Below are 12,525 nucleotides of genomic sequence, written 5' to 3'. Positions count from 1 at the left end.
CCAACCATGGAGCAGAGCTTAGTTGCCTGGTTCAGTACAAAAAATGCGATGCTGCGACATAGTTTGTTTCTGAAATCGGGCAAATCATGGATCGTCTACAAGCAATGCGGGTGTTCGTCACGGTGGTCGACCTCGGCAGCCAGTCAGCCGCCGCCGATCATCTGGAGCTGTCACGGCCGGTGGTTTCACGCTATCTGGCCGAGTTGGAAGACTGGGTGGGCGCCCGCCTGATGCACCGCACCACGCGCAAATTGAGCCTGACCACCGCCGGCAGCGAAACCCTGCCCCGTTGCCGGCAGATGCTCGAACTGTCGGCCGACATGCAGGCCGCCGTCAGCGAACCCGACGACGCGCCACGAGGCCTGCTGCGCATCAGCGTCAGTACGTCATTCGCCCAGGCGCAACTGGCCGACGCGGTGACGGCCTACGTCCAACGGTATCCCGGCGTCAGCATCGACTTGCAGATGCTCGACCGCACGGTGAACCTGGTGGACGAACGCATCGACCTGGCGATTCGCACCAGCAATGACCTGGACCCGAATCTCATTGCCCGGCGATTGACGGTCTGTCGCTCGGTGATCTGCGCCGCGCCGGCGTACCTGCAGGCGCATCCGGCGCCACGGCGGGTCGAGGACCTCAGCCAGCACAACTGCCTGACCCATTCCTATGTCGGCAAGAGCCTGTGGCATTTCGAGCAGGACGGCGAACCGCTGTCGATCCCGGTGCAGGGCAACATCAGCGCCAATGAGGCCAGCACGCTGCTGCGCGCGACGATCGCCGGCGCGGGCGTGGCGATGCTTCCCACCTATCAGGCCGGCGCGCATATCCACAGCGGCGAACTGGTGCGCCTGTTGCCCCAGGCCGAGCCGCAGCTGATGAACATCTACGCGGTATACGCCTCGCGCAAACACATGCCGACGGCGTTGCGCAGCCTGCTGGATTTTCTGGTGGAACGGTTTCCCCGAGAGCCGGCCTGGGACATCGGGCTGTGAGCAAGCCCCCTCACATTGGGGTATCAGCGTTTTGAATACCGGGTCAAAAGCAAGTGCCCCGTGACTGGCAACTCACCACCCCTGACCTATGCTCAATGTATGGGTATGAGTTCAGAGGTCAACGCCATGAACATCAAAACAAGAAGATACCTCGCGATATTCCTCACCTGCGCGGCGACGCTGGCGCTGTACGGCACAGCGGCCTGGCGCGTGGAGCAGTTGCGACAACTGCCCCGGGAATACGCCAGCTGCAATTTCGAGCGTTGCATCCCCCACAACGCCACCCTCAACGCGCTGCGCTAACGACGGCGCTCAGCCCTCGTGATCCTGATCGGCCTTCAAGCGGTCGCGGAACGCCTTGGGTGAAATGCCCACCCGGCGGCGGAACAGACGCGTGAAGTTGGTCGGATCGGAAAACCCCAGGACCTCGGACATCTCATAAATGGTCATGCTGGTGTAGGTCAGCAGCCGCTTGGCCTCGAGCAATTGGCGCTCGTGCACGATCTGCAGGGCCGGCTGTCCCGCCAGTTCCCGGCACGTGCCGTTGAGGTGGGAGACGGAAATCCCCAGGCGATGCGCCAGGTCCTCGACCTTGACATGCTGTCGATAGGTCTCCTCCACCAGTTGGATAAACCCATTGAGGTATTCCCGCGCGCGCTGCGGACGTTGGGTGGCGCTGCGACGCGACAGCGCCTGGCGGCTGACCCATACCAGAATCACACTGACCAGCGAATGCATGAGCATTTCCCGGGCCGGTTGATGCCCGGTGTATTCGGTCTGCAACGCCTGGAACAGGCTATTGAGGTAATCGCTGTCCGCGCCGGACGGATAACTGTCAGCCTGGGCCAGGGCATTCACCGAATGCCCCAGTTGCGCCTGAAGGTGGGCCACCAACGGCGCCGCCAGGGTCACGACAAAGCCTTCGACATCCTCGGAAAAACGGTAGCCATGCACCGACAGCGGCGGCAGGACCAGGATCGCCGGCTCGTCCAATTGCGTACGGTGACCTTCGATTTCAAGCGCTGCCTGACCTTTGAACACGAAGAGCAACTGGCATAGATCGGCGTGGCGATGGGGTTTGATTTCCCACTGGTGTTCGCGACTGCGCTTGGAGATGGTTTCGCAGTGCAGCAAGTCCGGTGTCGGCCAGTCGAGGCTTTCACCGTAAAGCTTGAACACCGGTATCGAAGGCAGGTCAGGCTTGTTCATCACTTCAATCCAGGCCTCGGAGGTGGCGGGCGATAATTGCACGATTGACAGTACAGGGGGCTCCTCAGTTTTCACCCTCAGTCGAACGACCCGCAAGTGAAAAATGCGTGCGCATGCCCCATGAAAATACCTCACCCGAGGTGTGCGTGGGGGACACATTGAGAAAAATCCAAGGAGAAAATGACCTGCGGTTTCCGTACGAGGCTATCGAATAGCCTGCTACCGACTTACACTGGCGAGCATTTCCAACCGCCTCGAACTGGGCGGTCAGCTCACTGCCTGCAGGTTTTTCCGTGCCCCATCCGAACCCGCCCGATGCGCCCAGCCCCGCCATTCGCAATGTGCTGATTGCACTGATGCTGGCGATCTTTCTCGGCGCGCTGGACCAGACCATCGTCGCCGTTTCAATGCCGGCCATTTCTGCACAGTTCAAGGATGTCAGCCTGCTGGCCTGGGTGATTTCCGGCTACATGGTGGCGATGACCGTGGCGGTGCCGATCTACGGCAAACTCGGCGACCTGTATGGACGGCGCCGGCTGATGCTGTTCGGCATGGGGCTGTTCACCCTGGCTTCGCTGTTCTGCGGCATGGCCCAGAGCATGGAGCAACTGGTGCTGGCGCGAATTGTCCAGGGCATTGGCGCCGGCGGGATGATTTCGGTCAGCCAGGCGATCATCGGCGACATCGTGCCGCCCCGGGAGCGCGGGCGTTATCAGGGTTATTTCAGCAGCATGTACGCGGTGGCCAGCGTCGCCGGTCCGGTGCTGGGCGGCTACATGACCGAATACCTGTCCTGGCGCTGGGTGTTCCTGATCAACCTGCCCCTGGGGCTCGGTGCGTACTGGGTGGCCCGACGCAACCTGGTGGGCCTGCCGATCCCCCAACGCAAACCCGTCATCGACTACCTCGGTACGCTGTTGATGATCATCGGCCTGACCGCGCTGCTGCTCGGCATCACCCAGGTCGGACAGGGACATTCATGGCGCAGCAGCGAAGTGCTCGGGCTGTTTGCAGCGGCCCTGACGGTGCTGACCGTCTTCGTCTGGCATGAAGGCCGCGCCCGGGAGCCTTTGCTGCCGATGCACCTGTTCGCCAACCGCAACGCCCTGCTGTGCTGGTGCACGATTTTCTTCACCAGCTTCCAGGCGATTTCGCTGATCGTGCTGATGCCGCTGCGTTTTCAGAGCGTGACCGGCGCCGGAGCCGACAGCGCTGCCTTGCACCTGCTGCCATTGGCGATGGGATTGCCGATTGGCGCTTATTTCGCCGGTCGTCGAACCTCGGTCACCGGTCGTTACAAGCCACAGATTCTGGCGGGCGCGATCCTGATGCCGATTTCGATCCTGGGCATGGCGTTCAGTGCACCGCAGGCGTTCTGGTTGAGCAGCCTGTTCATGTTGCTCAACGGAATAGCGGGTGGCATGCAGTTCCCCACGTCGCTGGTCGGTACGCAGAACGCAGTGGACCAGCGCGACATCGGCGTTGCCACCAGCACCACCAACCTGTTCCGCTCCCTGGGCGGCGCGGTGGGGGTGGCGTTGATGTCGGCACTGCTGCTGGCACTGTTGCAGGATTCGAGCTTTTCCCACCTGGCCGGTTCGACCCTGCTGACCGAGGGGCACTCCGGAAACGTCCTGCTCGACGGCCTGAACGCCGCGCCGGGGAACGAGCAGAATGCCTTGCGCGCGGAGCTGCTGACGACCTTCCGGCATTTGCTGCTGGTCAGCGCGGCGGTCTCGCTGCTGGGGCTGGCAGCGGCGATTGTGATGCCGAACCGAGTGTTGCGCGGGCGCGAGGACAAGGTTCGCTAGACCGTATAGCCCGCCTCGCGAACAAGCTCGCTCCCACAGGGAACCTCCTTGCAGAGGTGAGAGCGAGTCTGCTTGCGATGGCAGACATCGCTCACCCCGACTCAAGGGCTGTAGTAACCCACCGCCACCAGAAAATGCCCGACCTTCTTCAGGTACGCGTGCTTGTCCTCAACCTTGCCGGTCACCGGGTTTTTCCACTTGTAGGCGTACTCGCCGTAGTCCTGTTTGGCGATCAACGCCAGGATCGGCTCACCCACAGGCTTGCCTTCAGGGTCCTTGATCTTGCCGAAATCGGTGTTGACCAGGCGCAGGTTGGTCCCGTGGGCGACATAACGCTGGGTGTCCAGGTCGACGACAAACACGTACAGGTCATCCTGCAGGTAACCGCCCTTGAGGGAATTGATCGCGGTCAGCGTGCCCTTCTCGTCCCGGGTCAGGTCGGCAGCCGCCTTGTTCAGCAGCGCCATCGCCTGCTCTGCCGAGGCCCGTGGCAGGTAATAACCCACCGCCAGGATGCGTTGGCCAATGCGCTGGTAGTACACGTGCTTGCGCTCGACCTTGCCATCGGACCAGTTCTGCCAGCGATATTCCGCCTCCTGAATGCCATTGCCCTCCGGCACTTTCAGCGCGTTCTGGAAGGCCTTGCGCACGTCCGGTCCGAGGACTTCGGAGACATCGCGCCCGATCAATGCCGAGGAAGGTCCGCCGCTGGCCAGCATCACGCCCTGGGTATCGACCACGAACACGTAGCGATCCTTGTCGACGAACTCGCCCTGGCGACTGAACGCCGCAAACGCCTTGTCGCCGTTGTCGTGGTAATAGGCCAGGGCCTTTTCCAGCAAGGCAATGGCCGCCTTGCTGTCGTCCTTTTCAGTCGCAGCAGCCTGTGCCTGCCCCGCAAACAGCAAAAACATGCCCCCCAGCAGGGCCAACCGATGCAGAAACCCCATTGCCCATCCCTCGTTCTTGTCAGTGTTTCAAGAGCGTAGACGGCAATGGGGCATGCAGGGACATTCAGCAAACAGCAGTCACAATCCGCTGCCTATGGCTTGGCGCGCAACTGCTGCTGCAAATTCTGGATCTGCGCCTGAAGGGTGTTGATGTTGCGGGTGACCTGGCTACGGAAGGCGTCGAATTCGGCGGTGTTGGACGCCGCCGGCGCAGCGGCCGGGCGGTTGTCCTGCTCGCTCTTGAGCACGATCATGTCCTGTTCCAGGCGTTCGATGGCGGCACTCGGGTTGCCCTGTTTTTTCAGGGCGGCAATGTCGGCGCCAAGGCTTTTGAGCTGGGCGTCGATCTTGTCGGTGTCTGCCGGCGCGCTTTTCAGCGCCGCCAGTTCGCCGCTCAAGGCTTTGACCTGGGCCTGCAATTGCGTGTTGGCCGCCTGTTGCTCGGTGTTCTGGGCGCTGGCCTGCGCCAGACGCTTGTCCAGTTCGCTGGTTTGCGCGGTCATTTGCGCCAGGCGCTTGTCCAGGTCCGTGGTCTGGCCGACAACGCCCTGCTGCTGCTTGCTCTGGTCCTGGAGCTTGCTTTCCAACTGCTTGATTTGCAGTTTCAGCGCTTCGCTGTCGCTGGTGACGTTGGTCTGGCTGGCGACCACCTTGCCGGAAATGTCCTGCAGGCGCCCCGCCGCTTCCTCACTGATCCGCGCGAAACTTTCCTGGGTCGCCACCAGTTGCTGTTCCATCAGCGAAATCTGCTGAAAACTCCACCAGGCCAGGCCGGCGAAGGCGAAGAACAACGCGCCGACCAGCGCCCACAACGGGCCGGTGCTCGCGGCCTTGACCTTGACCACCGGTGGCGTGCGCGAATGGACCGTGGTGCGCGCCGTGGTTGGAAAATCATCGTCGTCGAGGACATCGGCCCGCAGGCTCGGTACATCATCGAAGTCGTCGTTGGCATCGTTACGCATGGACATTGAGTCGACCTTTGTGAAACCCGGTGATGGCATTATGGGCCAGAGTATAAACCCGTCAGCCGCATCGATTGACCCTGGATACCGGGGCGGGGTTCAGTATCCGGGCCGTCTGTGTTTCAGCGGATGTCCTGGGCCTTCCACCAGGCGCAGAACTCATCGAGGGCGGTCCACAGACTGACTTTCGGATCGTAATCCAGATAATGCCGGGCGCGACTGATGTCCAGGGTGAAACTTTTGTTCATCACCTGCATGCCCAGGCGTGACAGGGTCGGCTCGGGACGCCCGGGCCACAGCTTGCACACACCCTCGTTGAGCGCCGCCACGGCGTAGGCCAGGCCGTAGGAACGGTAGCGGGTCACCTGTGGGACATCCATCTTGCGCATGACGTAATTGACCACATCCCACAACGGAATCGGCGTTCCGTTGCTGATGTTATAGGCCTTGCCCAACGCCGAGCCGCTGGCCAGCAAGCTGCTGAGCATGGCCTCGTTGAGGTTTTGCACGCTGGTGAAATCCACCTTGTTCAACCCGTTGCCAACGATGGCCAGGCGCCCTTTGCGCTGCATCTTCAACAACCGCGGGAAAATGCTCATGTCGCCGGCGCCGGTCACGAAACGCGGGCGCAGGGCCAGGGTTTCCAGGCCGAACTCCTGGGCACCGAAGACCTTCTGCTCGGCCAGGTACTTGGTCGCGGCGTACGGATGCTTGAAGCGTTTGGGCACCTGTTCCTCGGTCAATCCGAGGTGATCGCGCCCGTCGAAGTAGATCGATGGCGAGGACAGATGCACCAACCGCCGCACGCGCTGCTTGAGACAGGCCTCGACCACGTTCTCGGTGACCTGCACGTTGCCCTGATGAAAGTCCTGATAACGCCCCCACACCCCCACCGCCCCGGCGCAATGCACCACCGCCTCGACGTCGGCACACAGGTCGCGCGCCAGTTGCGGGTCGCTCAAGTCGCCCTGGACGAATTCGGCGCCACGACGCACCAGGTGGTCGACGCTTTCGGCCCGGCGACCGTTGACCCGTACTTCCAGGCCCTGCTCCAGGGCAAAACGCGCAAAGCGTCCGCCGATGAAGCCGCTTGCGCCGGTGACCAGAATCTTCATGTAGTGCTCCGAATATTTCGTTTTGCGTAGTGCGTGAGGTCTTGACGCTGCGGCTCAGTCCAACGGCACGAGCCATTGCTTCGATGAGCGCACCAATTGATCCGTCAGCAGCCCCAGCAACTGCCCGCCATTGCGCCAATGATGCCAGTACAGCGGGACATCGATGGGCTTATCTGGCAACAGCTCGCGTAAAACCCCGCGTTTCAACTGCTCGCGAACCTGCAGTTCAGGCGCCAGCCCCCAGCCCAGACCGGCTTCGGCCAGGCGAATGAAGCCTTCGGATGACGGGCATAGATGGTGCTCAAAGCCACCGTCGACCCCGAGAGAGGCAAGGTAGCGATGCTGCAGGAAATCGTCCGGGCCAAACACCAGGGCTGGCGTTTTCGACAACTGTTCGGCCCGCACGCCCTGAGGGAAGTGCCGGTCGATGAACGCCGGGCTGGCCAGCGCACGATAACGCATGGCGCCCAGCAACACGCTACGCCCGCCGGCCACCGGACGTTCACTGGCACACAGGCACGCGGCCACTTCACCGGCCCGCATGCGCTTGAGGCCGACGGTCTGATCTTCGACCACCAGGTCCAGAAGCACCTGTTGCTCGGCGCAAAAGTCACCGACCGCCTCGGCCCACCACGTGGCGAGGCTGTCGGCGTTGAGGGCGATGCGCAGGCGTTCCGGCAGGCCTTCCTCGTCCAGTGCCGGGACCAGGGTTTGCAGGTCGCGTTCGAGCAGGCGCACTTGCTGCACGTGGTTGAGCAGACGTCGGCCGATATCGGTCGGTGCCGGTGGCGTGGCGCGCACCAACACCGGCTGGCCAACCCGTGCTTCCAGCAACTTGATGCGCTGGGAGATGGCCGACTGCGACAAACCGAGCACCTGGGCGGCCCGTTCGAAACCGGCCTGTTCGATCACCGCCGCCAGGGCCGAGAGCAATTTATAGTCGAACATCAGTTTTCCTAATGAGTAATCAGCAGGATTGGTTTTTCTTATACAACCTGTAGACGGAGAATGGCCAGCAAGAACTTTTGAAAGGAACACCCGTATGGCTGGCGAAACATCACTGGCAACTCTTTTGCGAAGCATGAGCCCGCAACTCAACGCCGGCGAGTACGTGTTCTGCACATTGCGCGACGGTCGGTTGCCCGACGGCCTGCAGATCATCGGCAGTTTTCGCGAGCAGGAAGGTCTGACGGTGATCCTGGAGCGCTCCCATGCTGAACAGGCCGGGTTCGACTTCGACTACGTCGCCGCCTGGATCACCCTGAACGTGCACTCGGCGCTGCAAGCCGTCGGCCTGACGGCCGCCTTCGCCACGGCGCTGGGCCAGGCAGGCATCAGTTGCAACGTGATCGCCGGGTACTACCACGACCATTTGTTCGTCGGCCAGGCCGATGCCGAACGCGCCATGCAGGTGTTGCGCGACCTGGCAGCCAACGCGGAGTAATCGTCTATGTGGCAAAGCTATGTGAACGGCCTGTTGGTGGCCGCCGGACTGATCATGGCGATCGGCACGCAGAACGCCTTCGTATTGGCCCAGAGCCTGCGTCGCGAACATCACCTGCCGGTGGCGGCACTCTGCGTCGTCTGCGATGCGCTGTTGGTGGCCGCCGGTGTGTTCGGCCTGGCGACCGTGCTGGCGCACAACCCGACCCTGCTCGCGGTCGCCCGCTGGGGCGGTGCAGCGTTTCTGATCTGGTACGGCAGCCTCGCGCTGCGTCGGGCCTGCTCGAAACAGAGCCTGCAACAGGGGGAAAACCAGACCGTTCGCTCCCTGCGCGCGGTCATGCTCAGCGCCCTGGCGGTGACCCTGCTCAACCCGCACGTCTATCTGGATACGGTGTTGCTGATCGGTTCCCTCGGCGCCCAGCAGACCGAGCCCGGCGCATATGTCGTCGGCGCGGCCAGTGCGTCGTTGCTGTGGTTCTTCACCCTGGCGCTGGGGGCCGCCTGGCTGGCCCCATGGCTGGCCCGGCCGAGCACCTGGCGTATCCTCGACCTGTTGGTGGCGGTGATGATGTTTACCGTGGCGGCTCAACTGATCGTGAGTGCGTGATTTATTCCAAAAGGCTCTGGAACCTCTATCCCACACAGTTGTTGCGTGGTTATGCCGCACCCCCGGTGCTATGATCCGGTCGATGCGCCGCAAAGAGTACAAACTCCTGGCGCTTTGTCGGGCCGCCCGTGATCGGCCTTGCGACCACCGCAAACTGACCTGATTAGGAGAATGATCATGGCTTTCGAATTGCCGCCGCTGCCTTACGCCCACGATGCCCTGCAGCCGCACATTTCCAAGGAAACCCTGGAATACCACCACGACAAGCACCACAACACCTACGTCGTGAACCTGAACAACCTGGTGCCTGGCACCGAGTTCGAAGGCAAGACCCTGGAAGAAATCGTCAAGTCTTCCTCGGGCGGTATCTTCAACAACGCCGCTCAAGTGTGGAACCACACCTTCTACTGGAACTGTCTGGCGCCAAACGCCGGCGGTCAACCAACCGGCGCACTGGCTGAAGCGATCAATGCAGCCTTCGGTTCGTTCGACAAGTTCAAGGAAGAGTTCAGCAAAACTTCCATCGGCACTTTCGGTTCCGGTTGGGGCTGGCTGGTGAAAAAGGCTGACGGTTCCCTGGCCCTGGCCAGCACCATCGGCGCCGGCAACCCGCTGACCAACGGCGACACCCCGCTGCTGACCTGCGACGTCTGGGAACACGCTTACTACATCGACTACCGCAACGTTCGTCCGAAGTACGTCGAAGCGTTCTGGAACCTGGTCAACTGGAAATTCGTGGCTGAGCAATTCGAAGGCAAGACCTTCACTGCTTAAGCTCGACGCCAGTCGAAAAACCCGGCCTTGGCCGGGTTTTTTTATGGGCGCCAGTAAGCAAGGCGTGTTGGAGCACGATCTTCGGTGGGAGCGAGCCTGCTCGCGATGGCGGTGGATCAGCCAATGAAGGTATTGAATGTGCTGACCTCATCGCTGGCAAGCCAGCCCCCACAGGGATCGTGTACACCTGTTGAAATCAGCTCGGCTGTCAGGCCGCCATCGCGGCAAGTCCTTATGAATGATCATCTGACAAACCCCATCGCGTGCAGGCTCGCTCCCACACTCATTACAACTCCCTACACACGCCGAAAATGAAACCCGCCCAGAGCCCCTTGCTCCAACGCCATAGCCGTCTAACATCAACCTGAAGGAAAATAAGCTGACCCGCCCCTCAAGTTGAAGGACTCGACTACCGAAACAGTACTAATCAGCGCAAATACGCCAGGCAACAGCATTTCGGCCAACCCCACAGGTAAATGCTCCTGTGTTCGATTGTCCCTTTGACTGCCATCACGGGATTGCCAATACTCATGGCAACTTGATGCTACCTGCACGGAACAAGGAATGACTCTTTGAAGCTGGAACTCAAGAACAGCTTGTCGGTGAAGTTGCTCCGGGTCGTGCTCCTGTCGGCATTGATCGTCGGCGTGGTCTTGAGCTGCGCACAGATCGTTTTCGATGCCTATAAAACACACCAGGCCGTGGCCAGTGATGCCCAGCGCATCCTCGACATGTTTCGCGATCCCTCGACCCAGGCCGTCTACAGCCTGGACCGGGAAATGGGCATGCAGGTTATCGAAGGCCTGTTTCAGGATGATGCCGTGCGCCAGGCGTCCATCGGCCACCCCAATGAAGCCATGCTCGCGCAAAAGTCCCGTGATCTGCAGGTCTCCAGCAGCCGCTGGCTGACGGACCTTATCCTGGGCAAGGAGCGCACGTTTACCACCCAACTGGTCGGTCGTGGCCCCTACAGCGAGTACTACGGCGACCTGAGCATCACCCTCGACACCGCCACCTACGGGCAGGGGTTCATCGTCAGCTCGGTGATCATCTTCATTTCCGGCGTACTGCGTGCCTTGGCCATGGGCCTGGTGCTGTACCTGGTCTATCACTGGCTGCTGACCAAGCCGCTGTCGCGCATCATCGAGCACCTGACCGAAATCAACCCGGACCGTCCCAGCGAGCACAAGATCCCGCAGCTCAAGGGCCACGAAAAAAACGAACTGGGGATCTGGATCAACACCGCCAACCAGTTGCTCGAATCCATCGAGCGCAACACGCATCTGCGCCACGAGGCGGAAAACAGCCTGCTGCGCATGGCCCAGTACGATTTCCTCACCGGGTTGCCGAACCGCCAGCAATTGCAGACGCAGCTGGACAAGATCCTGGTCGACGCCGGCAAACTGCAACGCCGGGTGGCGGTGTTGTGTGTGGGCCTGGATGACTTCAAGGGCATCAACGAACAGTTCAGCTATCAGACCGGCGACCAACTGCTGCTGGCCCTCGCCGACCGTCTGCGTGCCCACAGCGGTCGTCTCGGCGCCCTGGCCCGCCTCGGCGGCGACCAGTTCGCACTGGTCCAGGCCGATATCGAACAACCCTACGAAGCGGCGGAGCTGGCACAGAGCATTCTCGATGACCTGGAAGCGGCATTTGCCCTCGATCATCAAGAGATCCGCCTGCGCGCCACCATCGGTATCACCCTGTTCCCGGAGGACGGTGACAGCACCGAAAAACTGCTGCAAAAGGCCGAGCAGACCATGACCCTGGCCAAGACCCGCTCGCGCAACCGTTATCAGTTCTATATCGCCAGCGTCGACACCGAGATGCGTCGTCGTCGCGAGCTGGAAAAAGACCTGCGCGATGCCCTGGCCCGGGATCAGTTCTACCTGGTCTATCAACCCCAGATCAGCTACCGCGATCATCGCGTGGTGGGCGTCGAGGCATTGATACGCTGGCAACATCCCGAGCACGGACTGGTGCCGCCCGACCTGTTCATCCCGCTGGCCGAGCAGAACGGCACCATCATCGCCATCGGCGAGTGGGTGCTGGACCAGGCGTGCAAACAACTGCGCGACTGGCACGACCAGGGCTTCACCGAGCTGCGCATGGCGGTGAACCTGTCGACCGTGCAACTGCACCACGCCGAGCTGCCGCGGGTGGTCAACAACCTGCTGCAAATGTACCGCCTGCCGCCGCGCAGCCTGGAACTGGAAGTCACCGAAACCGGCCTGATGGAAGACATCAGCACCGCCGCCCAGCACCTGCTGAGCCTGCGCCGCTCCGGCGCGTTGATCGCCATCGACGACTTCGGCACCGGCTACTCCTCGCTGAGTTACCTCAAAAGCCTGCCGCTGGACAAGATCAAGATCGACAAGAGCTTCGTTCAGGACCTGCTCGATGACGACGACGACGCGACCATCGTTCGCGCCATCATCCAGCTGGGCAAGAGCCTGGGCATGCAGGTGATTGCCGAAGGCGTGGAAACCGCCGAGCAGGAGGCTTACATCATTTCCGAAGGCTGTCACGAAGGTCAGGGCTACTTCTACAGCAAACCCCTGCCGGCACGGGAACTGGGCGCCTACATGAAGCAGGCCCAGCGCAGTAACGCAGCGATTTTGTAATCGCTGTGCGAGCGTGCCTGCTCGGGAGGGGCGTC

The 12,525-nt window shown here is 61.6% G+C and carries 12 protein-coding genes; 7 read left to right on the top strand and 5 right to left on the bottom strand.

What is annotated here, in order from left to right; translation table 11 throughout:
* Positions 1–86: 86 nt before the first annotated feature.
* Positions 87–992, top strand: a complete 906-nt coding sequence (locus tag ACM6IM_RS24980) for a LysR family transcriptional regulator (RefSeq protein ID WP_225606964.1) — start codon at positions 87–89, stop codon at positions 990–992.
* Between the two features lie 126 nt (positions 993–1,118).
* Positions 1,119–1,295, top strand: a complete 177-nt coding sequence (locus ACM6IM_RS24975) for a hypothetical protein (protein WP_192305427.1) — start codon at positions 1,119–1,121, stop codon at positions 1,293–1,295.
* A 9-nt stretch (positions 1,296–1,304) separates the two neighbouring features.
* Here the strand turns inward: ACM6IM_RS24975 and ACM6IM_RS24970 are convergent, their stop codons facing one another.
* Positions 1,305–2,201: a helix-turn-helix domain-containing protein gene (locus ACM6IM_RS24970; protein WP_201194042.1), complete on the bottom strand. Its 897-nt coding sequence runs from the start codon at positions 2,199–2,201 to the stop codon at positions 1,305–1,307.
* 356 nt (positions 2,202–2,557) lie between these two features.
* Here ACM6IM_RS24970 and ACM6IM_RS24965 point away from each other — a divergent pair, with 356 nt between their 5' ends.
* Positions 2,558–4,012, top strand: coding sequence for an MDR family MFS transporter (locus ACM6IM_RS24965; protein WP_414866611.1), 1,455 nt, complete (start codon positions 2,558–2,560; stop codon positions 4,010–4,012).
* A 101-nt stretch (positions 4,013–4,113) separates the two neighbouring features.
* On the opposite strand, the gene ACM6IM_RS24960 is transcribed toward ACM6IM_RS24965, so the two are convergent.
* The 4 genes from ACM6IM_RS24960 to ACM6IM_RS24945 all read right to left on the bottom strand — a co-directional run bounded on the left by ACM6IM_RS24960 (position 4,114) and on the right by ACM6IM_RS24945 (position 7,987).
* The gene (locus tag ACM6IM_RS24960; protein ID WP_414866578.1) at positions 4,114–4,962 is read right to left on the bottom strand and encodes a cache domain-containing protein; all 849 of its coding nucleotides are present in this window, start codon (positions 4,960–4,962) and stop codon (positions 4,114–4,116) included.
* A gap of 92 nt (positions 4,963–5,054) precedes the next feature.
* Entirely contained in the window at positions 5,055–5,930 is an 876-nt protein-coding gene (locus tag ACM6IM_RS24955; RefSeq protein ID WP_414866577.1) for an ATPase, read from the bottom strand.
* A 116-nt stretch (positions 5,931–6,046) separates the two neighbouring features.
* A complete protein-coding gene (locus ACM6IM_RS24950; protein ID WP_192305416.1) occupies positions 6,047–7,039 on the bottom strand; it encodes an NAD-dependent epimerase/dehydratase family protein in 993 nt (330 codons plus the stop codon).
* Positions 7,040–7,093: 54 nt separating this feature from the next.
* Positions 7,094–7,987 carry a LysR family transcriptional regulator ArgP gene (locus ACM6IM_RS24945; protein ID WP_201194051.1) on the bottom strand — a complete coding sequence of 298 codons (894 nt, stop codon included), beginning with the start codon at positions 7,985–7,987 and terminating at the stop codon, positions 7,094–7,096.
* A 94-nt stretch (positions 7,988–8,081) separates the two neighbouring features.
* Between ACM6IM_RS24945 and ACM6IM_RS24940 the strand changes: the two genes are divergently transcribed.
* From ACM6IM_RS24940 to ACM6IM_RS24925, 4 genes are all read left to right on the top strand, one after another.
* Complete coding sequence (locus ACM6IM_RS24940; protein ID WP_414866576.1) at positions 8,082–8,483, top strand: ACT domain-containing protein; 402 nt, start codon at positions 8,082–8,084, stop codon at positions 8,481–8,483.
* A gap of 6 nt (positions 8,484–8,489) precedes the next feature.
* The gene (locus tag ACM6IM_RS24935) at positions 8,490–9,092 is read left to right on the top strand and encodes a LysE/ArgO family amino acid transporter (RefSeq protein WP_192305410.1); all 603 of its coding nucleotides are present in this window, start codon (positions 8,490–8,492) and stop codon (positions 9,090–9,092) included.
* A gap of 177 nt (positions 9,093–9,269) precedes the next feature.
* The gene (locus ACM6IM_RS24930) at positions 9,270–9,866 is read left to right on the top strand and encodes a superoxide dismutase (RefSeq protein ID WP_065949384.1); all 597 of its coding nucleotides are present in this window, start codon (positions 9,270–9,272) and stop codon (positions 9,864–9,866) included.
* Positions 9,867–10,438: 572 nt separating this feature from the next.
* Positions 10,439–12,490, top strand: coding sequence for a putative bifunctional diguanylate cyclase/phosphodiesterase (locus ACM6IM_RS24925; RefSeq protein WP_201194057.1), 2,052 nt, complete (start codon positions 10,439–10,441; stop codon positions 12,488–12,490).
* Positions 12,491–12,525 lie beyond the last annotated feature (35 nt).

Source organism: Pseudomonas sp. IT-P12 (genome assembly GCF_949767465.1).
GTDB lineage: Bacteria > Pseudomonadota > Gammaproteobacteria > Pseudomonadales > Pseudomonadaceae > Aquipseudomonas.
This window is presented reverse-complemented; position numbering and strand designations above follow the sequence as displayed.